Below are 23,703 nucleotides of genomic sequence, written 5' to 3' on the forward strand. Positions count from 1 at the left end.
CCACGTCCATTCCTGCGGGGCTCTGAGCCGAACAAGAATTGTCATAGAGGGTCTGTTTGGCGGTTCGGCGGCCCTTCGACAAGGCCAACACACCGCCAAAGGTCGATTACGTGCTTCTTGTTACTCCGCGGCCACACCCGCGTCGTCTTGGTCGCCGTCGGCGATGCCGTATTCCTTGAGCTTCCGATAGAGCGTCGAGCGCCCGATGCCGAGCCGGCGCGCCACCTCCGCCATGCGGCCGCCGTAATGGTCGATGGCGAGGCGGATCATTTCCTCTTCGATGGCGACGAGCGGACGGACATGGCCGTCGTCGGCCAGAGAGCGCAGGAACCCGAAGGGGGCCGGGTCGTTGCCGGGGCCGGAGGCGACCGCGACGCCGATGAGGCCGTCTTCGGCCGCCATCGTCGGCGGGGCGGTCTCGATGATCGGAGGCTCGCCCGCCGGCGGCGCATCGGTCCCCTCGACGCGACGGATGGCAGAGACGTGGCCGGTTTGCGCGGCAATCTGCGGGAAGTCGTCGGCGGTCAGTTCGCCACCATCGCACAGGATCACGGCGCGGAAGACGGCGTTTTCGAGCTGGCGGATGTTGCCCGGCCAGTTGAAGGCGCCCAGCATGGCGACGGCGTCGGGGCGGATGCCGGTGATGCGGCGCTTCCCTTCCTCGGCGGCGAAGCGCGAGACGAAATGCTCGACGAGCAGGGGAATGTCCTCGCGGCGGTCGCGCAGCGGCGGCACGAAGATCGGGTAGACGTTGAGGCGGTAGTAAAGGTCCTCGCGGAAGCGGCCTTCCTTGACCATGTCGAGCAGGCGCCGGTTGGTGGCCGAGATCAGGCGGAAGTCCACCTTCTGCGACCGGCGGGCGCCGACGGGCTCGATCTCGCCCTGCTGGATGGCGCGCAGAAGCTGGACCTGGATGTCGAGCGGCAGCTCGCCGACCTCGTCGAGGAACAGCGTGCCGGTGTGGGCCTCCTGGAACTTGCCGGTGTGGCGGTCGACCGCGCCGGTGAAGGCGCCCTTCTCGTGGCCGAACAGCGTGCTCTGCACGAGGTTTTCGGGGATGGCGCCACAGTTGACGGTGACGAAGGGCTTGGTCCGCCGGTCGGAGGCGTTCTGGATGGCGCGGGCGACCAGTTCCTTGCCGACGCCGCTTTCACCCTCGATCAGGATGGGAATGCCGGAGGTGGCGGCGCGCTCGCCCAGGCGGAGGACGCGGGCCATTTCCGGACTTTTGGTGATGATGTCGCGGAAGCCGAGGCCGGACGGCGTCGGTCGGCGGGCGCGGCGGATCTCGCCCTCGAGCGCCGTGACCTTCAGCGCATTCTGGATCGAGACGGCGAGCCGCTCGTGATTGACCGGCTTGACGATGAAGTCGAAGGCGCCGGCCCGCATTGCGCCGACGACCGTGTCGATGGAACCGCGCGAGGTCTGGACGATCACCGGCAGACTCTCGCCGGATTTGGCGAGGCGCTCGAGCACCGCCATGCCGTCGAGGTCGGGCATGACGAGGTCGAGAATCATCAGTTGGAAATCGCCCCGCGCGGCGGCCAGCATGGACAGGCCGACCTCGCCGCCGTCGGCGGTGACCGCCTCGTGGCCGAAGCGCTTGACGGCCTCTTCGAGGAGGCGGCGCTGGATCGGATCGTCGTCGACGATCAGGATGCGAGCGGCCATGGGTTAGTCCGTCCTTCCGCGTCTGTGCCAATTCGGGGCACTGTGCCGGTCCAAGGGTTAAGAGAAGGTTAGGCCGTGGCGATTGGTCCCCCATTTTCGCCGACATTTCCGTTGATCCTCGGCGGCCCGAGCACGTAGTCTTGCGCATGGTGACCTGCGCCGCTTTTGGAGTTGTCGTTCGATGAGCCGTTTCCGTCTGCCCCGTCCCGTCTTTAGTCCCGCCGACGCCGGCGCCGTTGCCGAGGCGCTGCCCGAGTGGGATCTGTCGGCGCTTTATGCCTCGCCGGACGACCCGGCCATCGAGCGCGACATCGAGACGGCGGCCGATGCCGCCAAGGACCTTGCTGGCAGGGCAAAGGGACGCCTGGAAGCGATCCTCAAGGCGCCGGACGGCGCCGCCGCCTTTGCCGCGCTGATCGCCGACTATGAGAGACTGCAGGATCTTCTGGGCAGAGTGATGTCCTATGCCGGTCTTCTTTATTCGGGCGACACCACCGATCCCCAGCGCATGAAGTTTTACGGCGACGTGCAGGAGAAGATCACCGCCATCTCCTCGGGCCTCTTGTTCTTCGAGCTGGAAATCAACCGGATCGACGACGAGCTGATCGAGGCCGGCTTTGCCGACGCGGCGCTCGCCTACTATCGGCCCTGGCTCACCGACATCCGCCTCGACAAGCCCTATCAGCTCGAGGATCGGGTGGAGGAGCTGTTCCACGAGAAGTCGATCACGGCCTATTCGGCCTGGAACCGTCTCTTTGACGAGACCATCTCCGGTCTGCGTTTCTCCGTCGACGGCAAGGAGCTCGCCATCGAGCCGACGCTGCATCTCCTGCAGGAGGCCGATCCGGCCAAGCGCAAGGCTGCGGCCGAGGCGCTCGGCAAGGTGTTCGGCGAGAACATCGGCATCTTCGCTCGCATCACCAACACGCTGGCCAAGGACAAGGAAATCTCCGACCGCTGGCGCGGCTTCAAGGACATCGCCGACTCGCGCCATCTCGCCAACCGCGTCGAGCGCGAAGTGGTCGACGCGCTGGTCGAGGCGGTGCGGGCGGCCTACCCACGCCTCAGCCATCGCTATTACCAGCTCAAGGCGCGCTGGATGGGCGGCGAGACCATGCCCTACTGGGATCGCAATGCGCCGCTGCCCGGCGCGGTCACGCGGCAGGTGTCCTGGGGTGAAGCCAAGGCGACGGTGCTGGACGCCTACGGCCGCTTTTCGCCTGTCATGGCCGATATCGCCCGTCGCTTCTTCGACGAGAACTGGATCGATGCACCGGTGCGGCCGGGCAAGTCGCCCGGCGCCTTCGCCCATCCGACCGTGCCGTCGGCACATCCTTACGTGCTGCTCAACTATCTCGGCCGCACGCGCGATGTGATGACCCTCGCCCATGAACTTGGCCATGGCGTGCACCAGGTGCTGGCCGGGCGGCAGGGCGCGCTGATGGCGCCGACGCCGCTGACGCTGGCCGAGACGGCCTCGGTATTCGGCGAGATGCTGACCTTCCAGTCGCTCCTGCGCAGCGCCGCGACGCCGGCCGAGAAGCGGACGCTCCTGGCCTCGAAGATCGAGGACATGCTCAACACGGTGGTGCGGCAGATCGCCTTCTACTCCTTCGAGAGAAAGGTGCATGCCGCTCGCCGCGAGGGCGAACTCACTGCCGACCGGATCAACGAGGCCTGGCTCTCGGTGCAGGGCGAGAGCCTTGGGCCGGCCATCACCGTCGGCCCGGGCTACGAGACCTTCTGGGCCTATATCCCGCATTTCATCCACTCGCCGTTCTACGTCTACGCCTATGCCTTCGGCGATTGCCTGGTGAACTCGCTTTACGCCGTGTTCGAGACGGCGGAGGCCGGCTTCCAGGACAAGTATTTCGCCATGCTGGAGGCGGGCGGCACCAAGCACCACACCGAGCTTCTCAAGCCCTTCGGCCTTGATGCCACCGATCCGGCCTTCTGGCAGATGGGGCTTTCGGTGATCGAACGGATGATCGGTGAGCTTGAAGTGCTCGACGCCGACATCGCTCGACAGGGCTGACGGCATCGCCCATCGTTCATAAGTATTTGCGCGGAAACGCAGAAACCCGTCGGGTCTCCGGCGGGTTTCTCTTTTTTCGCCAAAGACTTATTCCAAAGGTCCAACCGAGAGCCATCGAGTCCCGTTTTGTGAACGTCGAACGTTACGTTGCATTACGCAAGCAAAAGGCTCTAGGAGTTTTTCCGGAGGTCCGGTCGGCCTCGGCTCGTCTTCCGGGGAGGGAAGGCGAGAAAAGGGGGGTGCCTGCGGGCGGCTCTCCCGGTGCCGGCGCCCGAACGAGATCCTGGAGAAGCTCTATGAAGATTGCGGTGTTGAAAGAACCCGATTCCGAGGAGGGGCGCGTCGCCATCACACCGGAGACGGCCAAGCGTTTTATTGGCCTTGGCGCCACGGTGCTCGTGGAAGCTGGCGCGGGCGTGAGGTCGCTCATTCTAGATTTCGACTACACGATGGTCGGCGCCGTGATGGCCGAGACCGCCGCCGAAGCGGTGCGCGAGGCCGACATCGTGCTGACGGTGCGGCGTCCGTCGCCGGAGGTGCTGTCGCAGCTCAAGAAGGGCGCGCTCGCCATCGCCATGATGGACCCCTATGGCGATGACGCCGCCATCAAGGCCATGGCCGATACGGGCGTCACCGCCTTCGCCATGGAGTTCATGCCGCGCATCACCCGCGCGCAGGTGATGGACGTGTTGTCAAGCCAGGCCAACCTCGCCGGCTATCAGGCGGTGATCGACGCCTCCTACGAGTATGGCCGCGCCATTCCCATGATGATGACGGCGGCCGGCACCGTGCCGGCGGCGCGTGTCTTCGTCATGGGCGCCGGCGTTGCCGGACTGCAGGCGATCGCCACTGCCCGCCGCCTCGGCGCGGTGGTGACGGCGACCGACGTGCGGCCGGCCGCCAAGGAGCAGGTGGAAAGCCTTGGCGCCAAGTTCGTCGCGGTCGAGGACGAGGAGTTCAAGCAGGCCGAGACGGCGGCGGGCTACGCCAAGCCGATGTCGGCCGAGTACCAGGCCAAGCAGGCCGCGCTGGTCGCCGAGCACATCAAGAAGCAGGACATCGTCGTCACCACGGCGCTGATCCCCGGCCGTCCGGCGCCGCGCCTCGTCTCGGCCGAGATGGTGAAGTCGATGAAGCCCGGCTCGGTGCTGGTCGACCTCGCCGTCGAGCGTGGCGGCAATGTCGAGGGCGCCAAGCTCGGCGAGATCGTGATGACGCCCGAAGGCATCCGCATCGTCGGCCACAAGAACGTGCCCGGCCGCATCGCCGCCACTGCCTCCCAGCTCTACGCCAAGAACCTCTTCGCCTTCGTCGAGACCATGATCGACAAGAAGGAGAAGGTTCTCGCCGTCAACTGGGACGACGAACTCGTCAAGGCAACCGCGCTGACGCGCGACGGCGCCGTCATCCATCCCGCTTTCCTGAACTGACGCGGAGACCCGTCCGATGTCCTCTATGCTCACGGCCGATCAGGCCCTCGAACAGGCGCGGCAGGCCGCACGCGTCGCTGCCGAAGCGGCCCGCGCCGCCGAAGCCGCGGCCAACGCCGCCGCCGATGCCGTCGCTTCCGGTCAGGCGGGTGTCGCCGCCGACGCGGCGGGCGCCGCCGCCCATGCCCTTTCTGGCGGGGTGATCGATCCCTTCGTGTTTCGCCTTTCCATCTTCGTGCTGGCGATCTTCGTCGGCTACTACGTGGTGTGGTCGGTGACGCCGGCCCTCCATACGCCGCTGATGGCGGTGACCAACGCCATCTCCTCGGTGATCATCGTCGGCGCGCTGCTCGCCGTCGGCGTCGAGTTCCTGGCGCCCGGCACCGGCGTGTCGCGCGGCTTCGGCTTCGTCGCCGTCATCCTGGCATCGGTGAACATCTTCGGTGGCTTCCTGGTCACCAGCCGCATGCTCGCCATGTACAAGAAAAAGCACTGAGGGGACGGACATGTCAGCCAATCTTTCCGCCGTCCTCTATCTGGTCTCCGGCGCCTTGTTCATCCTGGCGCTCCGGGGACTCTCCAGCCCGGTGACGGCCCGGCGCGGCAACCTTCTGGGCATGCTCGGCATGGCGATCGCCATCGGCACGACGCTCGCCTCGATCAAGCCCTCCTTCGGCGCCTATGCGTTGATCGTCCTCGGTCTTGCCATCGGTGGCGGCGTCGGCGCCTACATCGCCCGCAAGATCGCCATGACGGCCATGCCGCAGCTGGTCGCCGCCTTCCACTCGCTGGTCGGCCTCGCCGCCGTGCTGGTGGCCGCCGCCGCGATCTACGCGCCGGAGGCCTTCGGCATCGGTCTGCCCGGCTCGATCCACGGGCAGGCGCTCATCGAGATGAGCCTTGGCGTCGCCATTGGCGCCATCACCTTCACCGGTTCGGTGATCGCGTTCCTAAAGCTCGACGGCAGGATGAGCGGCAAGCCGATCATCCTGCCCTTCCGCCACATCGTCAACGCGGCGCTGGCGGTGCTGCTGGTGGTGCTGGTCGTGCTGCTGGTCAACACGGAAAGCCACTTCGTGTTCTGGCTGATCGTTCTGGTGTCGCTGGTCTTCGGCGGACTGATGATCATCCCGATCGGCGGCGCCGACATGCCCGTCGTCGTCTCCATGCTGAACAGCTACTCGGGTTGGGCGGCGGCCGGCATCGGCTTCACGCTGGGCAACACGGCGCTGATCATCACCGGCGCGCTGGTCGGCTCGTCGGGCGCCATCCTCAGCTACATCATGTGCAAGGGCATGAACCGCTCGTTCATCTCCGTCATTCTCGGCGGCTTCGGTGGCGAGACGGCGGTGGCCGGTGGCGATGTGGAGCAGCGGCCGGTCAAGCAGGGCTCGGCCGAGGACGCGGCCTTCATCATGAAGAACGCCTCCAAGGTGATCATCGTGCCGGGCTACGGCATGGCGGTGGCCCAGGCCCAGCACGCGCTGCGCGAGATGGCCGACAAGCTGAAGGCCGAGGGCGTCGAGGTGAAATACGCCATCCACCCGGTGGCAGGCCGCATGCCAGGCCACATGAACGTGCTGCTGGCGGAAGCGTCGGTGCCCTATGACGAGGTGTTCGAGCTCGAGGACATCAACTCCGAGTTCGCGCAGGCCGACGTCGCCTTCGTCATCGGCGCCAACGACGTGACCAACCCGGCGGCCAAGACCGACAAGACCTCGCCGATCTTCGGCATGCCGATCCTCGACGTCGAGAAGGCGGGCACGGTGCTGTTCGTCAAGCGCGGCATGGGTTCGGGTTATGCCGGTGTCGAGAACGAGCTGTTCTTCCGCGACAACACCATGATGCTGTTCGCCGACGCCAAGAAGATGGTGGAGACCATCGTCAAGAACCTCGAATGAGGCGCCTGAACGACTGAAAAAGAGGGGCCGTCGCGGGAAACGCGGCGGCCCTTTCGTTTCGGGGTATCAGGCCGGCCTGGGGTGGAAGATGCCCCAGGCGAGGTGATGACGGCGGGCGTTCCAGACGAGCAGGGCGACGACAACGCCCAGCATCGTGATGTCGCCGATCGGAGCGGCAATCCATATGCCGAGCTCCCCCGCCACCATCGGCAGCAGCGCCAGCAACGGCAGGCCGATGAGATAGGTGCGGACGAGGTTGAGGATTGCCGCGCTGCCCGCCATGCCGAGCGCCTGATAATAGCCGCCGAGCACCATCAGCGGTATCGATACGGCATAGGTGGCAGTGGTGATCGGCATGATGCGCGCCACCTCGGCGATGACCTGCGGGTCGTCGACGAACAGCGCGCCGAGCGGCCTGGCGAGAAACACGAACATGCTCTCGAAGACGGCGCCATAGACGACGGCGACGGAGAAGGCGATCTTCAGCGTCGTCCTTACCCGATCGTGCATGCCGGCGCCGTAGTTGTTGCCGGCGATCGACTGACAGGCTGTCGTGATGCCGAGCATCGGCAGGAAGGCGAAGGTCAGGACGCGGGTTATGACGCCGTAGGCGGCGACGGTCGCCCCCGGCTCGGCGGTCGGCCAAAGCTGGATGTCGGCGATGATCAGCCCGCTCGACAGGCTGATGCCGAGAAGACCGAGCGACGGCGGTGCGCCGAGCGCCAGCATGTTCTTCCAGTTGGCGAGGAACGAGCCGGTGCCGTGGGCGTAAAGCGGCAGCCGCGTGCGGCCGGAGAGACGCAGGAACAGCACCGCCCCGATCGCCACCACCTGAGCCAGCACCGTTCCGGAGGCCGAGCCGACGACGCCAAGGCCGAAGGGACCGATCAGGATGTAGTTGAAGACGATGTTGAGCAGCGTCACCGCGATGGCGACGGCGGCCATGGTGCCCACCTTGCCTTCCGACCGCAGCGCGTCGCCCTGGATGGCCAGGAAGAAGCTGAAGGGCGAGAACACCACCATGACGGTGGTGAACTGAAGACCCATGCGCGCGATTTCGGGATCGCCTTCCGACAGGGCCTGCGTCAGCGGACCGCCGACGAAGACCAGCGCCAGGATCAGTACGCCGCAGACGATCAGGGCCAGGGCGTTGGCGGCGTTCAGCGCGCCTTCGGCGGCGCGGATGTCGCCGCCGCCGATCTTGCGGGCGACGATCGACGCCATGCCCGAGGACACCATGGTCTGCAACGCCACGATCAGCATCATCACCGGGAACATCAGCGTTACGGCGGTGAGCGCCTTCGGGCCGGCAAGGCGGCCGAGCAGCAGGGCGTCGATCACGGTGTAGAGGCCGCTCACGGTCATGAACAGCACGATGGGCGCGGCGGTGCGCAGGAAGACGCGCCCCAGCGACCCGTGAAGATAGGGATTATGCAACTGGTCTTTTTCGGACATGACTTGCCCCCGGTTCACTCCGGCAAACAGATGAGGGGCCCGCGTTGCCGCACGTCGGAGTGCGAAAAAACCGATGGAGACAAGAAAACTGGCTTCACCAATGCTCTGGGGCATGCGGGCGGCCGGTGCCAGGAACCGGCGCCCAAGTAGGGCCTCGCGGAATGGTTGTCAACGCTATTTCAGCCGCGACCTTCGAGATAGGCCTCGAAGGCCTTGAGTGTGGTTTCGGAGACATAGTGCTCGATGCCCTCGGCGTCCATCTCGGCGGCATCCGGGGGAACGCCGACGGCAATCAGCAGCCGGACGACCAACCTGTGGCGCGCCTTGACCTCGCGCGCCATGGCGGCCCCGGCTTCGGTCAGGAACACGCCGCGATAGGGGCGGGAGATCGCCAGACCCTCGCGCTTGAGCCTCAGCACCGCCTTGTTGGCGGTGGGGTGGGTGACGCCGAGCCGGCGGGCGATGTCGGTGATCCGGGCCTCGCCGAATTCCTCGGTGAGATCGGCGATCAGCTCGGTGTAATCCTCGAAGAGAGCCGTCGAGCGGATGGCGCGGGCGTTGGTGAAACGGTCTGCGTCGGTCGTCTCCGTGGCGGTCTCGGTGCCTTGGGCGAGATCATCCCTCGACATGTCCTGTCCTTCGCGGGTCCTGTTTCGTCATCCTGCGGCGGGTTTCCCTCCGCGACGCTTTGATGTCGCGGCACACTATGCAGCCCGGGCTACCATTTGCAATCGACAATCAGGCGCGCATCCCCAGGGGAACCCGAAGCAGCCTTCCAGATTTTATTGCAAGTCACTCGCATCTATCTTGACAGAAATGTAGCCGATGCTATATTTAAAAGCATAGGAAAAACCTCCGGTGTCCCCATGTCCGTTCTCTCCCAGTCCGTCGTCAGCGCAACTCCCTCAGGAATGACCGGCCGCACGTCGCTGGACATCTCCGAAGTGCTGGCGGGGCGTCTCAAGGGGCCTCGGGCCATGCTGGCCTTCATCGGTCCTGCGGTGATCGCCTCCATCGCCTACATGGACCCCGGCAACTATGCCACCAACATCGGGGCCGGCGCCGGCTATGGCTACGCGCTGATCTGGGTGGTGGTGATGGCCAATCTCGTGGCCATGCTGTTCCAGGCGTTGTCGGCCAAGCTCGGCATCGTCACCGGTCGCAACCTCGCCGAAATGAGCCGCGACCACTTCCCCTTCCCGGTGGTGATCTTCATGTGGATCGTCTCCGAGATCGCAGCCATGGCCACCGACCTCGCCGAGTTCCTGGGCGGGGCCATTGGCCTGTCGCTGTTGTTCGGCACCTCGCTTCTCACCGGCATGGTGATCACCGCGCTGGTCACCTACGCGCTGCTGATGTTCGATCGCGGCGGCTTCCGCCCGATGGAGCTGATCATCGGCGGGCTCGTCGGCGTCATCGGCGTCAGCTACCTGATCGAAATGCTGATCGCCCCGATCGACTGGTCGGCCGCCGCGGTCGGCGCCGTCACCCCGGTCCTGCCGGATGCCGGCGCGCTGACCCTCGCGGTCGGCATCATCGGCGCCACCGTCATGCCGCACGCCGTTTATCTGCATTCCGGCCTCACCCAGCACCGCGCCCCGGTTCGCAACGAGGGCGAGCGCCGCAAGGTTCTGAAGTTCTCCAACATCGAAGTTGTGGCCGCGCTGGCCGTCGCCGGCCTCGTCAACATCGCCATGGTCATGATGGCCGCCTCGGCTTTCCATGCCGGCCACAGCGACGTCGCCGAGATCGAGACCGCCTATCACACCCTGACCCCGCTGCTCGGCGCCGCCGCCGCCGGCGTGTTCCTGGTGTCGCTGATCGCCTCCGGCATCTCCTCGTCGGTGGTGGGCACCATGGCCGGCCAGATGATCATGCAGGGCTTCGTCCACATGGAGATCCCGGTCATCGTCCGTCGCCTGATCACCATGGTGCCGGCCTTCGCCGTGGTCGCCGCCGGTGTCAACGCCACCGACGCGCTGGTGATCAGCCAGGTTGTGCTGTCGCTGTCGCTGCCGGTGCCGATGATCGCCCTGGTGTTGCTCACCCGGCGGTCCGACATCATGGGTTCCTACGCCAACGGCCGGCTGACCGACGGCTTGGCGATCGCCGCCACCGCGCTTGTGCTGTCGCTCAACGCCGTGCTGGTGGTGGGGGTAATGGGAGTGCAGATCCCGGGTCTTCCCGGCTAATCGGCATGGCATAGAGGCGCGGCGGCTCGGGCAAAACACCGATCCTGCCGCGTTTCTTTTTTAAAAATGCCTCTAAAGAGCGCGACAAGTCCCTTTATATACTAGACTTTCGGCTACCTCCGCGAATCGTGATGGTGGCCTTCTTAACCTGTGAACGCACAATAAGCAGATTAGGGGCGTCAAGAAGAGTGGCGATCTCCGCCATTCCTGTCGTATAGTCTTGCGACGAGCCCTGCGAGTGCCGCGTTCAGATGTCCATGTCCACCCGCCTCATTCCGAACCAGCCGGTTCCCCCGCTCAGGGTGAAGACCGTCGGCGGTCCGTGCTGGCGGCTGTGCGACCAGAAGCCGCAGCATTTCACGCTGATTTTGTTCTATCGCGGGTTGCATTGTGGCTTCTGCAAGACTCAGCTCCAGGCCTATGAGGCGCGCTACGAGGAGTTCCGCAAACTCGGCGTCCGCGTGCTGGCCGTCTCGGCCGACGATCGCGAGCGCGCCGAAAGAACGGTGCGTGACTGGCATCTCGATCAGCTCACGGTCTGCTGGGGCCTGACCATCGATCAGGCGCGCGACTGGGGGCTCTACCTCAGCGAAGGACGCGGCAAGTCCTATGACGGCATCGAGGAGCCGAACTGGTTCGTCGAGCCCGGCATGTTCTTCATCAAGCCCGATGGCCGCCTCTATGCCGGCTTCGTCCAGACGGTGCCCGTGGCCCAGCCGCGCATCGACGACGTGATCGCCGGCATCCGCTTCGCCATCGAAACCGCGTCCGAGCCGCCGGGCGGCGCCGACGAGGAAACCTGTCGCGGCGAAGACTGCGGCTGCGCCGAACCGGTCAAGCTCGCCGTCTGCAAGGGCTGACCGGCAGCCATTCTTCTTGTTGCGTTCGTTCGAACAGGCGCCCGAAAGCCGAAGCTTCCGGGCGGTTTTGTTTTGGTGCGGCGCGGTCAGCGCAACTCGACCGCGTAATCCTCGACCGGCTTCACGCTCTTGATCAGCCCGGCGTCCTTCATGAACTGGGAGAAGCGGGCGTAACGGCCGGCGTCGAGCGCTGCCGGACGCTTGGCAAAGCGCGGCAGCGAGTCGGCCCAGGCGCGGCGGTTGAGCTCGTCGTCGAGGTCGGGGTAGGCCTTGATGAACAGCGCCCAGGCGTCGTCCGGGTGGTTGGTGAGGTAGATGGTCGCTTCTTCGACGGCGGCGAGGAACGCGGGCAGCCGCTTGTCGCCGACGAGGTCCTTGCGCGTCACGTAGATCAGCTCGTCATAGGGGGGCATGCCGTTCTCTTCGGGGTAGAAGGCGAGCCCCTCGTGTCCCTCGATCTTCATCTGGTTGAGCTCGAAGTTGCGATAGCCGCCAACCACGGCGTCCACCTGGCCGGCCAGGAGCGACGCCGACAGGGCGAAGTTGACGTTGATGAGCTCGACGTCGTCGATGTCGAGGCCGGCGCTCTTGAGGAACTGGCCGAGCATGGCGTCCTCGAAGCCGGATACCGAGTAGCCGATCTTGCGGCCCTTGAGGTCGGCGAGCGACTTCACCGGGCCATCCTTCAGGACGATCAGCGTGTTGAGCGGCGTTTCGACCAGCGTACCGAAGCGGACGAGCGGCAGGCCCGCGTCGACATCGAGGTCGAGGCTGGGCTGGTAGTGCAGAGCCACATCGGCCTGTCCGGCGGCGACAAGGCGCGGTGGCGCCGACGGATCGGCGGGCGCGACCAGATCGACATCGAGGCCATGGGCGGCGAACAACCCCTTCTCCTCGGCCACCACCAGCGGCGCGTGGTCGGGGTTGACGAACCATTCGAGCAGCACCGACAGCTTCTCGGCGGCCGACGCCGGGGCGGCGGCGAGCATCAGGGCGGCGGCAAGGGCAGGCAGAAGGCGCATGGCAAGTCCTTTCGGGAGGGTCAGTCTTTCTCGATCCAGGGGATGAGGCGGAGTGTCAGCCGATCGACGGCGATCTTGATCAGCAGCGTGGCGGCCGCGAGCACGCCGAGAGCGGCGAACAGCAATGGCGTCTGCATGCGGGCGTTGGCCTGCACCATCAGAAGGCCGAGGCCGCGCGAGGCGCCGACCCACTCGCCGATGACCGCGCCGATCGGCGCGTAGACGGCGGCGACGCGGATGCCGGTGACCAGTGCCGGCAGGGCGGCCGGCACGCGGATCAGCCTCAGCGTGCGGAAGCCCCCGGCGCCGTTGAGGCGGGCGAGGTCGAGGAAATGCGGCGGCGTGCGGCGCAGGCCGTCGGCGAAGGCGGAGGCGACGGGAAAGAAGATGACCAGCGTCGTCATCACCACCTTGGAGGCGAGGCCGAAGCCGAACCACAGCACCAGAAGTGGCGCCAGGGCGAACACCGGCAGAGCCTGGCTGACCACGAGGAGCGGCGACAGCAGTCGATTGGCGAGCGGCGAGGCGGAAACGGCCAGCCCGGCCAGAAGGCCGAAGGCGATGCCGGCGGCAAGGCCGAGCAGGGTCTCGACGAGCGTGACGCCGGCTTCCGCCAAAAGGCGCGGGCCATAGGCGCCGTAGGCGGCGACCACATCGGCCGGCGAGGGCAACAGGAAGGAGGGCAGGGCCAGGCCGGTCGCCGCCGCCTGCCAGAGCGCCAGCACGGCGGCGAACGAGACCAGCGCCTGAATGGCGACGCCACCGCCGGTGGCCAGCATCGTTTTCCGCTGCATTCTCGTCCCCATCGCACCGCGCCCCGAAAGGCGAATGGATCAGCGGCGTTGGGGGAGACATGGTCGAGTGAGCCGCGCGCGATGCGGCAAGGCCATGAGGTTCCGTCCCTTCGCCGGTATGACCCGGATCAGGTTCGAAGGGTTCGATCCGCCTTGCGGATCATCTCAGCCCTCCCGGATGGAGGACACCCCTCGGAACGGCGTCAGTTATGACTGCCCGGCGGCTGGATGTCCAGAGCATCGAAGCCGGCTTCCGGCAAATGGAGGGATTGACCGGCCCTTCCTCGCAAGCGGGGAGGGCGGACGGCCAGTGTTACGCCCGGCGGGGCAGCAGCAGTTTTCCGCCCGTGGCGGGTGGCTTCCCACAGTGTCTCGCGAAAGCCGAGCCGGAAAATGAAATTCCCCCTTGCGCTCTCAAAGGGCCTTCGCTATATCCGCCCCACGCTTTCAAAAGCGTCCGCGCTCCCATCGTCTAGCGGTCCAGGACGTCGCCCTCTCACGGCGAAAACACCGGTTCGAGTCCGGTTGGGAGTGCCAAATTTTCCTTAAATGGCAAAATCCTCTGCGAGTGATGCTCGATGACACGCGCGCGCTGTCGCGCACCTGGCCGCTGCGGCCTTGGCTTCCATGCGGTCCGAGGCGTGTGAGCAAAAGAGAAGGCCGCCACCCTGCGATGACGGCCCAATCCTGTCCGCTGTGCCCGCGAGCCCTTACGCGGCGGAAACATCCTGCAGGAACTGCTCCACCGTCTTGCGCAGGTCGCCGGAGCGATCGGTGACCAGTTTCGAGGCGTCGAGGACGTCGGTGGCGCAGTGGAGGGTTTCGCCGACACGGCCGGACACTTCGGTCATCGCCCGTACCACGTCCTTGGCGCCGTTGGCCGTTTCCGTGATGTTCTGGGAGATTTCCTGGGTGGCGAGGCCTTGCTGCTCGACGGCCGTGACGATGACCGTGGTGCTGTTGTCGATGTCCGTCATGATCTCGGTGATCTGACGGATCGCCTCGACGGCCTCGGCGGTCGACGACTGGACGTTGGAGATCTGCTCGGAAATCTCGTCGGTGGCGCTGGCCGTCTGCGAGGCGAGCGACTTGACCTCGGAGGCGACGACGGCGAACCCCTTGCCGGCTTCACCGGCGCGGGCGGCCTCGATGGTCGCGTTGAGCGCCAGGAGGTTGGTCTGGCCGGCGATGTCGGAGATCAGCTGAACGACGGTGCCGATGCGTTCGACGGAGGTGACGAGACCGTCGATCTTCCGGCTGGTGGAGGTGGCGGCGTCGGTGGCATGGTGGACGATGTCTTTCGTCTGCGCCACCTGGCGGGAGATCTCGCGCACCGAGGCCGACAGCTCTTCGGTCGCCGAGGCGACGGCATCGACGGCGGCGGCGGCTTCCTCGGAGGCCGAGGCGGCGCTGGCCGCCTGGCTGGAGGTGGCGTCGGCAATGCCGTTGAGGGTGTTGGCCGTGCTGGTCATGGTGTCGGCCGTCGTCACCACCGTGCCGAGCGAGCCGGTGATCTCGCCGCGGAAGGCGTCGACCAGCGTGTCGACCCGCTGCTGGCGCTCGCGCTGCCGCTGGTTCTCGCTCTCCTGCTCCTCGCTCAGCTTCCTGCGCTCGATGATCGCGTCGCGGAAGTAGGCGACGGCGTGCCGCATGGCAGCGATTTCCTTCAGTCCGCCCGACAGCTCGAGATAGATGTCGGTGTTCCCGGTGGCCAGCGTGCGCAGCTCGTCGACGGCGGTGGCCAGCGGCTTCAGGATCGAACGCATGATGAGGACGGCGAGGATGGCGGCAAACGCCAGGAGAACGGCGCAGATGCCGGCGAGAATCGCCGTCAGGCGAAAGCTCCGGGCCTCGAGGTCGTCGACGTAGAGGCCGGTGCCGATCACATAGCCCCAGGGCTTGAACAGCTTGACGAAGGAGCGCTTCGGAAACAGCTTCGTCGCGTCTTCGCCGGGCTTGGACCACTGGTAGCTATAGGCCGCTTCTTCGCCGCCGGCGGCGGAGATGGCTTCGTTCATGCCGACGAAGATGGCGACGCCGTCCGGGCCCTTGTAGCTGGTGAGGTCCTGGCCGTTCAGCTTGGGCACCGTCGGGTGCATGATCATCGTCGGGTGCAGGTCGTGGACCCAGAAATAGCCGGTCTCGTCGTAGCGCATGCTCTTGATGGCGGCGAGCGCCTGAGCCTTGGCATCCTCCTCGGACATCTCGCCGCTGGCGACCCGCTCCTGATAGCCGGTGAGTATGCTGTAGGCGCTGTCCACCATGTTCTGAAGCCGGTGGTCGGTCTCCTCGTAGAGCGTGGAGCGGAATTGAACCACCGAATACAGAGCGAGCAGGATGAAGCTGAGGCAGAGAACGCCGACGATGGCGATCAGCCGACCGCGAATGGTGTGCATGTCTTTCCCCTCAGGAGGAGTACCGTCTTTCCTTGTTGTAGGTCGAAATTGAGAATGGCGAGTAAAGATAACCGGTGATGGTGTAATTTTCCTCGGCTCACATAGTGTTGCAGACTTATCTGTGATTTTTTCGAGTGTATACCTTTGGCTATATTGTAGAAATTAACTAGGTGCCGGGTGATGGTCGTTATCTTGAAATACGCATTTTGACGAATAAATGCTCCACATCCTGTCGATATTTTTCGTCAAAAGCAGACTCTCGCGAAGTCGGTCTGGAGAGGCACCGGTTTCAGGGGAGTTCAAAAAGTGGGGCCATTTCCCTGAATCGAAAATACTTCTACTTGCCAGTAGGAAGGGTTGGCTTTTCAATCTGCCATGTCGTTTATTATCAATAAGTGTTTGAATGATTTGTAGTATATACTAAAATAAATACTTTATATCCGAAATCTTCGGGCATGAAGTGTGCTTTGAAAGCGGTGTGTCGCTCCCTCATGTTTTCAGTTGTTCTTGTTGGATACGGCGCAACTTTTGGTTCATGAATATTTAAGGTCGGAAAGCTATTTGGGTTTTCAGGAGCTGAAAATGGCCAACACCGAACTCTACCGCCGTCGGAGTGTGGACAATCCGGCCGTTCACACGGGCCGGCTGGATCTGACGCGGCTGGGCGGCTCGGAGATCCAGGTCTGGGAAGGCACCGGGGTGTTCAACGTCTGCCGGTCGCTGTTCCTGCGCAGCCGGCTCGAGAACTGGATCAAGGCCAGTCGCTCCGCAGGGGCGCCGCCTCTACTGAAAGAGCTTTACGGCTTCGAGGAGGAAGCCCATCTCGACGATTCCATGCTGCTTCTGCAGCAGGGGGAAGATTTTGTCTACGTTCACCAGGGCACGAACTCCGTCCACGAGTATGGCAAAGTGTTCCGCGGCGTCCTCCTGTCGTCCATTCCCGGCAGCATGAGCCAGTCCTTCCGGCGCCACTACAACGCGGCCACCGCTGACATGCGGCCGCGCTACATGCAGTTCCGGACCGATTTCTCGGCCCGTCATCTGCGCTGGGAGCGCATCGCGCTGCCGCTCGTCTCGGACGAGAAGCAGACGACGAAGTTCCTGCTCGTCTATTCGGTGCCGCTCGATGACAAGCTCGAGATCCTGCAGGCTGCCTTCGACAGATCGGCCGTCGGTCTGGTCGCTGCCGCCAAGACCATCGGCGAGGACAAGACCCTGGAAGACGCGGCCATCCTGCTGGCCAACAACCGCGCGCGAACCATGCTCGGGATGGATGATGACGCCATTCCCGTCTCCACGGTGCGCGACCTTCGCGCCTGGATTCAGGGCGTCAGGAAGTGGGAGCAGATCGACGAGCCCAAGACCACGTTGGGCAAGACGATCCTCGCCTTTCGGGACAAGGAAAAGGCGAAGAACATCACGGTGGTGATCGAGCCGATCGAGCACTTCGTCATCTTCCACCTCCTCGACTGACATTCGAACGCCGGGCCTCCCCGTTCCGCTCGCCTCAGAACGCAACGAACGCCGCGACGGGGGCGTCGCGGCGTTCATGCGGGGCGGCTCGATCGGTCGCCGGGTGGAGGAATCCGGGCCGGAGGATCGGGCCGGTAGGCGCGGCAAACCTGGGAAGCGGTCGCCGCGCACCCGTCTCGATGTCTCGATCAGGCCTTCGGCTTGGTGACGATGACGTTCCAGCTGCCGGGCACGAGCTTGGCGGTCAGGGTGTCCTTGTCGATGCTCACCGACTTGATCGGCGCCGGGGCCACGGTGTTCGGGGCGTCCTTGGTGTTCACCGCCTTCATGTTGGGGTGAGAGACCTGCAGCGCCTCGACCACTTCGCGCGTGCCGCCGAAACCGCGCAGCTCGACCTTGAGGTCCATCGGCTCGGCAAGGTTGCGGTTGAGCGCGAAGATCACCACTTCGCCGGTGCTTTCGTCCTCGGTGACGGCGGAGATGAGGTAAGGCATCTCCTCGGCCGTCTTGCCGGCGAAGCTGCCGGATGTGGCCAGCGTGCGCAGCACGCGGCCCTTGGCGTACTTGGCCGTCAGGGCGAAGGGGTGGAAGATGGTCTGCCGCCAGGCCGGGCCACCCTGCTCGGTCATGATCGGACCGATGATGTTGACCAGCTGGGCAAGGCAGGCGCACTTCACGCGGTCGGAGTTGTTGAGCAGCGTGATCAGCGCGCCGCCGATCAGAAGGGCGTCCTCGGTGTTGTAGACCTCCTCGATCAGCGGCGGATGCTCGGGCCAGCCGGGCTTGCGCAGATCGTCGTGGCCGCGCGCCTTGTACCAGACGTTCCACTCGTCGAGCGACAGCATGATGCGCTTCTGCGAGCGGCGGGTGGCCGCCACGGCGTCGGCGATGGCCACCACTTCCTTGATGAAATAGTCCAGGAGCTCGATGTTGCCGAGGAACTCCTCGGTCGAGTCATGCGGGTTCATGAAGTAGGTATGCAGCGAGATGAAGTCGACGTGGTCGAAGCAGTGATCGAGCACCTCGTATTCCCAGCGGGCATAGGTGGCCATGTCGCGGTTCGACGAGCCGCAGGCGGCCAGTTCGATCGACGGGTCGACCCAGCGCATCACCTTGGCCGTCTCGTGGGCGGCGCGGCCGTATTCGGCCGCCGTCTTGGCGCCGATCTGCCAGGGGCCGTCCATCTCGTTGCCGAGGCACCAGAACTTGATGTCGTGCGGCTTCTCGTAGCCATGGCTCTTGCGCAGCTCGGAAAGCTCGGTGCCGCCGGGATGGTTGCAGTATTCGATGAAGCGGCGGGCGTCGTCGATGCCGCGCGTGCCGAGGTTGACGCCGAACATGGGCTCGACGCCGACCTGGCGGGCCCAGTCGATGAACTCATTGGTGCCGAAGGCGTTGGTCTCAGTCGAGAACCAGGCGAGGTCGAGGCGGTTCGGCCGCTGTTCCTTCGGGCCGACGCCGTCCTCCCAGTTGTAGCCGGAGAGGAAGTTGCCGCCGGGATAGCGGACGATGGTGACGCCGAGTTCCTTGGTGAGTTCGGCAACGTCCTGACGGAAGCCGTTCTCGTCGGCGGTGGGGTGGCCCGGCTCGAAGATGCCGGTGTAGACGCAGCGACCCATGTGCTCGACGAAGGTGCCGAACACGCGGCGGTCGAGGTCGGAGATGGCAAAGTCGGCGTCGACGATGAGACGAGCGGACGTCATGAGCTTTCAGCTTTCGGGTTGGAATGATCTCGGATGGTTGCGGCGCCCCGGCTGGGGAAAGGGGCCGCGATCCCTGGCGACTGCCGGCTATATGGGGCGGAAGGCGCTTGCCGTCCGCCTTCGACCGGCGGAAGGGCCGAACGACGGAGGCCATGTCCACCCGGCCGGGTTGATCCGGCCGGGCAGGTCTTGTCGGCTTACTTCGCGTTGGCGAGAAGCTCGTTGATGCGGGTCTCGGCGTCGGTCAGGGCTTCGTCGACGGACTTGTCGCCGCGCATGGCGGAGCCGACTTCCTCGCCCTCGATCTCCTGGATCGAGAACTGACGCTTGACGGCCGACGGCAGGGCGGTGCCGTTGACGGCGAGCGAGGCGATGTCGCCACGGTGCGGCAGGCCCTTGAACTCGGCGCTGTCGATGATGGACTTGCGGACCGGCAGGTGACCGGTGCGGGCCCACTCGAAGTTGTTGTCCCAGAGGAACTTCATGAACTCGACCGCCGAGGCGCGCTGCGCGTCGGTGAGGTCCTGCTTCAGAAGCACCCAGCTATGACCGTCGGCCCAGACGCGCGGGCTGCCGGCATAGATCTGCGGGAAGGCGGTCACGGCATAGCCGTTGGCAAGCGGGCCGTCCTTCTTGGACTCCTGGTCGTAGGTGTCGATCAGCCAGGTGCCGCAGATGAACACGCCGCCCTCGCCAGCCGCGAAGCTCGACACGGACGCCGCGTAGTCCTGGTTCTTGGTGGTCAGGTCCTTGGTGAAGATGTCGGACAGGAGCTGCAGGGCGCCCTTCGCTTCCGGCGAGGAGAAGTTCACCTTGGTCGGATCGGCGAAGAAGTCGACGTTCTGCTGGTAGAGCAGCGTGTCGAAGGTGCGGGTGTAGAAGGCCGTCTCGTTGGCAAGCGTCGAGATGAAGTAGGGCTTGCCCGTCTTCTCCTTGAACTGCTCGGCCTGCGCGAACAGCTCGTCGGTGTTCTTCGGCAGGATCGGCTTGCCCGCCTCGTCGACGAGGCCCGCCTCTTTGAAGAGGTTCATGTTGATGTGCCACAGCCAGGTGTGGGTGTCGAACGGCATGGCGTAGATCTTGCCGTCCTTGGTGACACCCTGGCGGGCGGCATCGGTCATGTCGTTGACGTCGACACCGGCCTTGGCGAAGTCCTCGTCGAGAGGCTCGAGCAGGCCGCGCGACGAGTAGTCGGAGATGACGGCCTCGTGCATGACCGAGATGACCGGCGGCTCGCCCGAGCGAATGCGGGCGGTGAGCTGGTCGTAGCCGGGCCACTCGACGATTTCCGGCTTGACGACGGTGGTGGTGCTCTCGGCGTTGAACTTGTTGATCAGCGCGGTGATGATGCCGCACTCGCCGTTGGCCTTGGTCACGTCGGTGACCGAGCCGTAGTCGGCTTCGCAGGCGCCGAAGAAGCGGGCGACAGAGATTTCGGTCTTGTCGGCCGCCATGGCGGCGCTGGCGCCGGCGGTCACGACCAGACCTGCCAGCAGGGCAGTAGTCAGCTTTCTCATTGGACCTCCTCCAATACGGCCGATCTCTTTGAAAAACCCTCGCGCTCGGCCGGATATGCGCTGGATTCCGCGTCGCTGAACCCCTCCTCCGGGGGTCAGTTGATCGCCGCGCCGGCGACGGCCCGGACGATGTATTTCTGGAAGAACAGGTAGACGATGAACACCGGCAGGCCCGCGAAGATCGCCTGCGCCATCAGGAAGCCGAGGCCTTCAGACTGGGCGAAGTTGGTCTGGGTCGAAGCCATGCCAACGGTGATGGTGAACATCTCGGGCTTGGTCGCCGAGATCAGCGGCCAGAGATAGTCATTCCAGGCGCCGAGGAAGGAGAAGATGCCGAGCGTCGCCTGGGCGGGGACGGTCAGTGGCAGCAGCACCTTCCAGAAGATCTTGAAGCGAGAGGCGTTGTCGAGCATCGCCGCTTCGTCGATATCCTTGGGGATCGCCTTGAAATACTGGGTCATCAGGAAGACGCCGAAGGCGCTCGACAGTCCCGGCAGGATGATCGCCGGGTAGGTGTTGTGCATCTTCAGGTCGGAGAACATCTGGTGACGGGCGATGATCACCGCCTGCTCCGGCACGGCGAGGCCGAGCAGAACCAGCACGAAGATGATGTCGCGGCCCTTGAACTCGGCGCGGGCGAAACCGTAGCCGGCGAGCGAGGACAGGATCAGGATGCCGGCGGTGACGCCGACCGAGACCACGGCGCTGTTCCACAGCCAGCGGAACACGCCCGACGACTGGAAGATGTCGGTGTAGTTCTTGAGCGTGTAGGGCGGATGGAAGGCCGAGGCCGTGGAGATCATCAACTCCGAGTTCGGCTTCAGCGACAGGAGCAGCGTCCAGGCGATCGGCAGCATCCAGATGACGGCGACGAGGACGACCGACAGAAGGATCAGCTTGTTGCCGATGCCACGGCCGACGATGTGTTCACTGGCAGCCATGGCTCAACCCTCCACCCGCTTGCGGGACGCGAAAAACTGGGCCAACGCGGCGACGGCCATGATCAGGAACAGCACTTCCGAGGCGGCGGCGGCATAACCGAGATTCCAGGAGCGGAAGCCCTGCTCGTAGATGAACAGAACGATCGGACGCGAGGCGTTGTTGGGGCCGCCCTGGGTGAGCAGCTGGGCCTGGCCGAACAGCTGGAACTGGGCGACGATCTCGTAGATGACCACGACCAGCATCGTGCGCCGGATCGAGGGCAGGGTGATCGACCAGAACGAGCGCCAGCGGCTGGCGTTGTCGAGGGCTGCGGCCTCGTAGAGTTCGCCGGGGATCTGCTGCAACGCGGCCAGGAACAGCATCATCGGCAGGCCGATGATCCACCAGATGGTTGTGACGGCGATGGCCGGCAGGGCCAGCGACGCCGTGGTGATGAAGGCGATCGGCTCGAGGCCGAACAACCTCATGACGCTGGCGATGGCGCCATTGCCGGGCATGTACATCATCTTCCAGATGATGGTGACGATGGTGACCGACAGCACCGAGGTGCCGAAGAAGATGGCGCGCAGGCTTGCCGAGGTGCGGTCGCTCCGGTTGAGGGCGAGCGCCAGAAGAAGGCCGATCGCCACGAACACCGGTACCGTCATCAGCACGAAAAAGATGGTGTTCCAGATCGTGCCGATGAAGATCTTGTCGTTGAACAGACGATAGTAGTTGGCCAGTCCGGTGAACTTCGACGTGTCGTCGAACATGTCGGACTCGAGCATCGACATCCAGATGCCCTTGAACAGCGGGTAGACCAGCAGCGCGAGGTAGAACACCATGTAGGGTGCTATGAACAGCGCGTTGGTCCAGCGCGGCCCGATCGAGGCGCCCGTCGGGCGCTTGACCGCCGCGACCGCCTTGCCGGGCGATAGCGTGACGTCCGTCATCTCATCCTCCGTCACTGGCGCGCGTGGTAGGCAAGGCCCGCGTCGTCGAAGAGATGCGCGGTGGCGCCCTCGACGGCGAGGGGGACGGTGTCGCCGGGCTGAACCTGGCTGACGCCCGTGTCCTCGGCGACCAGCGTGCTGCCGTCCTTCAGGCGGATGTGAAGGTGGGTGCGATCGCCGAGGCGCTCGACCACTTCCACCTTGCCGGGAATGGCGCCGTCCGGCCGGACGTGGATCGCTTCGGCGCGGACGCCGACACGCAGTTCGCCGCCGGCCGACAGGAGATCGACGGGAACGTCGGTATCGATGATCGAGCCGTCGCCGAGCACGGCGGTGGCGAGGCCGGTACGATCGCGAACCGTGACGGGCAGGAAGTTCATGGCGGGCGAGCCGACGAAGCGGGCGACGAACTCGGTGGCCGGGCGACCGTAGATCTCCATCGGCGTGCCGACCTGCTCGACCTTGCGGGCGTTCATCACCACGATGCGGCTCGCCAGCGTCATGGCCTCGACCTGATCGTGGGTGACGAAGATGGTGGTGGCGCGTGTCTGCTGATGCAGGCGGGCCAGCTCGACGCGGGTGCGGACGCGCAATGCGGCGTCGAGGTTGGAAAGCGGTTCGTCGAAGAGATAGGCCTTCGGATCCTTGACGAGGGCACGGCCGATGGCGACGCGCTGACGCTGGCCGCCACTGAGCTGCCCCGGCTTGCGCTGGAGGAGATGGCCGATCTCGAGAATGCGGGCGGCTTCCTCGATGCGACGGGCGATCTCGTCATGCGGCGTGCCGATGTTCTTGAGACCAAATGCCAAGTTATCGAACACGGTCATGTGTGGGTAAAGTGCGTAGTGCTGGAACACCATGGCGACGCCGCGCGCGCCGGGGGGGAGGTGATCCACCCTTTCCCCGCCGATGCGAATCTCGCCGCCATTGACCGTCTCCAGTCCGGCGATCATGCGAAGAAGCGTCGATTTGCCGCAGCCCGACGGTCCGAGGAAGGCGATGAACTCGCCGGAGTGGATGGTCAGCGACAGCTCCGAGATGACCTCGACGGAGCCGAACCGCTTGGACACCGAATCCAGTTCGATGCTGCTCACCTGCATTCTCCTCCACAAAACCAGTTTTCTTCTTATGGTATGATGATAAGATTGTACGGCGAGAAGGGGCCTTGTCAATCCTCGCGTTGGACATTTTTGGCGAGAAAAAGGTACAGCTAGAGCGCGCTTCCGGCGGAAGAGCGGGACTCGCACGGTGCCGTTTTCCGCCGGGGGCCTCGACCGGACACGCTTTCCGAACGGGCGGTCAGCCCGCCGGACGGCCGAGTGTCCGCCCGCCGGGTCTTAGTGCCGGACCGGGCAGACGGACGCTCGAATTGGTGTGGCT

Annotated in this window: 18 protein-coding genes, 1 tRNA gene and 1 riboswitch; of the genes, 8 read left to right on the forward strand and 11 right to left on the reverse strand. The window is 65.0% G+C overall.

What is annotated here, in order from left to right; translation table 11 throughout:
- Positions 1-120: 120 nt before the first annotated feature.
- Positions 121-1,671 (reverse strand): sigma-54 dependent transcriptional regulator, encoded by a 1,551-nt coding sequence (locus tag M4J40_RS03905; protein WP_251752261.1) that lies wholly within the window; start codon positions 1,669-1,671, stop codon positions 121-123.
- 181 nt (positions 1,672-1,852) lie between these two features.
- Between M4J40_RS03905 and M4J40_RS03910 the strand changes: the two genes are divergently transcribed.
- The 4 genes from M4J40_RS03910 to M4J40_RS03925 all read left to right on the forward strand — a co-directional run bounded on the left by M4J40_RS03910 (position 1,853) and on the right by M4J40_RS03925 (position 7,037).
- A complete protein-coding gene (locus tag M4J40_RS03910) occupies positions 1,853-3,706 on the forward strand; it encodes a M3 family oligoendopeptidase (protein ID WP_251752263.1) in 1,854 nt (617 codons plus the stop codon).
- 296 nt (positions 3,707-4,002) lie between these two features.
- Positions 4,003-5,136: a Re/Si-specific NAD(P)(+) transhydrogenase subunit alpha gene (locus tag M4J40_RS03915; protein ID WP_251752264.1), complete on the forward strand. Its 1,134-nt coding sequence runs from the start codon at positions 4,003-4,005 to the stop codon at positions 5,134-5,136.
- A 25-nt stretch (positions 5,137-5,161) separates the two neighbouring features.
- On the forward strand, positions 5,162-5,632 hold the full coding sequence (locus tag M4J40_RS03920; RefSeq protein ID WP_405030714.1) for a proton-translocating transhydrogenase family protein: 471 nt from the start codon (positions 5,162-5,164) through the stop codon (positions 5,630-5,632).
- Positions 5,633-5,642: 10 nt separating this feature from the next.
- The gene (locus tag M4J40_RS03925; protein WP_251752268.1) at positions 5,643-7,037 is read left to right on the forward strand and encodes an NAD(P)(+) transhydrogenase (Re/Si-specific) subunit beta; all 1,395 of its coding nucleotides are present in this window, start codon (positions 5,643-5,645) and stop codon (positions 7,035-7,037) included.
- A gap of 66 nt (positions 7,038-7,103) precedes the next feature.
- Here M4J40_RS03925 and M4J40_RS03930 read toward each other — a convergent pair whose 3' ends face one another.
- Together M4J40_RS03930 and mntR are read right to left on the reverse strand one after the other, a co-directional pair.
- Positions 7,104-8,492: an MATE family efflux transporter gene (locus M4J40_RS03930; protein WP_251752270.1), complete on the reverse strand. Its 1,389-nt coding sequence runs from the start codon at positions 8,490-8,492 to the stop codon at positions 7,104-7,106.
- 179 nt (positions 8,493-8,671) lie between these two features.
- On the reverse strand, positions 8,672-9,121 hold the full coding sequence (mntR, locus tag M4J40_RS03935) for a manganese-binding transcriptional regulator MntR (RefSeq protein WP_251752273.1): 450 nt from the start codon (positions 9,119-9,121) through the stop codon (positions 8,672-8,674).
- Positions 9,122-9,358: 237 nt separating this feature from the next.
- Between mntR and M4J40_RS03940 the strand changes: the two genes are divergently transcribed.
- Both M4J40_RS03940 and M4J40_RS03945 read left to right on the forward strand, forming a co-directional pair.
- Positions 9,359-10,684, forward strand: a complete 1,326-nt coding sequence (locus tag M4J40_RS03940) for an Nramp family divalent metal transporter (protein ID WP_257235085.1) — start codon at positions 9,359-9,361, stop codon at positions 10,682-10,684.
- A gap of 251 nt (positions 10,685-10,935) precedes the next feature.
- Entirely contained in the window at positions 10,936-11,544 is a 609-nt protein-coding gene (locus tag M4J40_RS03945) for a peroxiredoxin-like family protein (protein WP_251752275.1), read from the forward strand.
- Between the two features lie 86 nt (positions 11,545-11,630).
- On the opposite strand, the gene M4J40_RS03950 is transcribed toward M4J40_RS03945, so the two are convergent.
- Positions 11,631-12,566, reverse strand: a complete 936-nt coding sequence (locus M4J40_RS03950; RefSeq protein WP_251752277.1) for an ABC transporter substrate-binding protein — start codon at positions 12,564-12,566, stop codon at positions 11,631-11,633.
- 20 nt (positions 12,567-12,586) lie between these two features.
- Complete coding sequence (locus M4J40_RS03955) at positions 12,587-13,360, reverse strand: ABC transporter permease (protein WP_251752279.1); 774 nt, start codon at positions 13,358-13,360, stop codon at positions 12,587-12,589.
- An 88-nt stretch (positions 13,361-13,448) separates the two neighbouring features.
- A riboswitch (TPP riboswitch) is annotated at positions 13,449-13,563 on the reverse strand.
- 258 nt (positions 13,564-13,821) lie between these two features.
- On the opposite strand from M4J40_RS03955, the gene M4J40_RS03960 reads away from it, so the two are divergent.
- Positions 13,822-13,897 (forward strand) — tRNA-Glu (locus tag M4J40_RS03960).
- A 173-nt stretch (positions 13,898-14,070) separates the two neighbouring features.
- Here the strand turns inward: M4J40_RS03960 and M4J40_RS03965 are convergent.
- Complete coding sequence (locus M4J40_RS03965) at positions 14,071-15,756, reverse strand: methyl-accepting chemotaxis protein (RefSeq protein WP_251752281.1); 1,686 nt, start codon at positions 15,754-15,756, stop codon at positions 14,071-14,073.
- Positions 15,757-16,338: 582 nt separating this feature from the next.
- Here M4J40_RS03965 and M4J40_RS03970 point away from each other — a divergent pair.
- Positions 16,339-17,229: a hypothetical protein gene (locus M4J40_RS03970; RefSeq protein WP_251752283.1), complete on the forward strand. Its 891-nt coding sequence runs from the start codon at positions 16,339-16,341 to the stop codon at positions 17,227-17,229.
- A gap of 188 nt (positions 17,230-17,417) precedes the next feature.
- Here the strand turns inward: M4J40_RS03970 and M4J40_RS03975 are convergent, their stop codons facing one another.
- The 5 genes from M4J40_RS03975 to M4J40_RS03995 all read right to left on the reverse strand — a co-directional run bounded on the left by M4J40_RS03975 (position 17,418) and on the right by M4J40_RS03995 (position 23,423).
- Entirely contained in the window at positions 17,418-18,932 is a 1,515-nt protein-coding gene (locus M4J40_RS03975; RefSeq protein WP_251752285.1) for an alpha-N-arabinofuranosidase, read from the reverse strand.
- A 197-nt stretch (positions 18,933-19,129) separates the two neighbouring features.
- Entirely contained in the window at positions 19,130-20,449 is a 1,320-nt protein-coding gene (locus M4J40_RS03980; protein ID WP_251752287.1) for an extracellular solute-binding protein, read from the reverse strand.
- A 95-nt stretch (positions 20,450-20,544) separates the two neighbouring features.
- Positions 20,545-21,390 (reverse strand): carbohydrate ABC transporter permease, encoded by an 846-nt coding sequence (locus tag M4J40_RS03985; protein ID WP_251752290.1) that lies wholly within the window; start codon positions 21,388-21,390, stop codon positions 20,545-20,547.
- 3 nt (positions 21,391-21,393) lie between these two features.
- Positions 21,394-22,323, reverse strand: coding sequence for a carbohydrate ABC transporter permease (locus M4J40_RS03990; protein ID WP_251752291.1), 930 nt, complete (start codon positions 22,321-22,323; stop codon positions 21,394-21,396).
- An 11-nt stretch (positions 22,324-22,334) separates the two neighbouring features.
- Positions 22,335-23,423: an ABC transporter ATP-binding protein gene (locus M4J40_RS03995; RefSeq protein ID WP_405030713.1), complete on the reverse strand. Its 1,089-nt coding sequence runs from the start codon at positions 23,421-23,423 to the stop codon at positions 22,335-22,337.
- Positions 23,424-23,703: the final 280 nt, after the last annotated feature.

The organism is Pleomorphomonas sp. JP5, from assembly GCF_023721815.1.
Taxonomy (GTDB): Bacteria; Pseudomonadota; Alphaproteobacteria; order Rhizobiales; family Pleomorphomonadaceae; genus Pleomorphomonas.

Coding starts and splice junctions, on each gene's coding strand:
- M4J40_RS03920 (WP_405030714.1), top strand. CDS start 5,162: ATGCTCACGGCCGATCAGGCCCTCGAACAGGCGCGGCAGGCCGCACGC.
- M4J40_RS03965 (WP_251752281.1), bottom strand. CDS start 15,756: ATGCACACCATTCGCGGTCGGCTGATCGCCATCGTCGGCGTTCTCTGC.
- M4J40_RS03940 (WP_257235085.1), top strand. CDS start 9,359: ATGTCCGTTCTCTCCCAGTCCGTCGTCAGCGCAACTCCCTCAGGAATG.
- M4J40_RS03945 (WP_251752275.1), top strand. CDS start 10,936: ATGTCCATGTCCACCCGCCTCATTCCGAACCAGCCGGTTCCCCCGCTC.
- M4J40_RS03980 (WP_251752287.1), bottom strand. CDS start 20,449: ATGAGAAAGCTGACTACTGCCCTGCTGGCAGGTCTGGTCGTGACCGCC.
- M4J40_RS03975 (WP_251752285.1), bottom strand. CDS start 18,932: ATGACGTCCGCTCGTCTCATCGTCGACGCCGACTTTGCCATCTCCGAC.
- M4J40_RS03955 (WP_251752279.1), bottom strand. CDS start 13,360: ATGCAGCGGAAAACGATGCTGGCCACCGGCGGTGGCGTCGCCATTCAG.
- M4J40_RS03950 (WP_251752277.1), bottom strand. CDS start 12,566: ATGCGCCTTCTGCCTGCCCTTGCCGCCGCCCTGATGCTCGCCGCCGCC.
- mntR (WP_251752273.1), bottom strand. CDS start 9,121: ATGTCGAGGGATGATCTCGCCCAAGGCACCGAGACCGCCACGGAGACG.
- M4J40_RS03930 (WP_251752270.1), bottom strand. CDS start 8,492: ATGTCCGAAAAAGACCAGTTGCATAATCCCTATCTTCACGGGTCGCTG.
- M4J40_RS03970 (WP_251752283.1), top strand. CDS start 16,339: ATGGCCAACACCGAACTCTACCGCCGTCGGAGTGTGGACAATCCGGCC.
- M4J40_RS03905 (WP_251752261.1), bottom strand. CDS start 1,671: ATGGCCGCTCGCATCCTGATCGTCGACGACGATCCGATCCAGCGCCGC.
- M4J40_RS03915 (WP_251752264.1), top strand. CDS start 4,003: ATGAAGATTGCGGTGTTGAAAGAACCCGATTCCGAGGAGGGGCGCGTC.
- M4J40_RS03985 (WP_251752290.1), bottom strand. CDS start 21,390: ATGGCTGCCAGTGAACACATCGTCGGCCGTGGCATCGGCAACAAGCTG.
- M4J40_RS03910 (WP_251752263.1), top strand. CDS start 1,853: ATGAGCCGTTTCCGTCTGCCCCGTCCCGTCTTTAGTCCCGCCGACGCC.
- M4J40_RS03990 (WP_251752291.1), bottom strand. CDS start 22,323: ATGACGGACGTCACGCTATCGCCCGGCAAGGCGGTCGCGGCGGTCAAG.
- M4J40_RS03995 (WP_405030713.1), bottom strand. CDS start 23,423: ATGCAGGTGAGCAGCATCGAACTGGATTCGGTGTCCAAGCGGTTCGGC.
- M4J40_RS03925 (WP_251752268.1), top strand. CDS start 5,643: ATGTCAGCCAATCTTTCCGCCGTCCTCTATCTGGTCTCCGGCGCCTTG.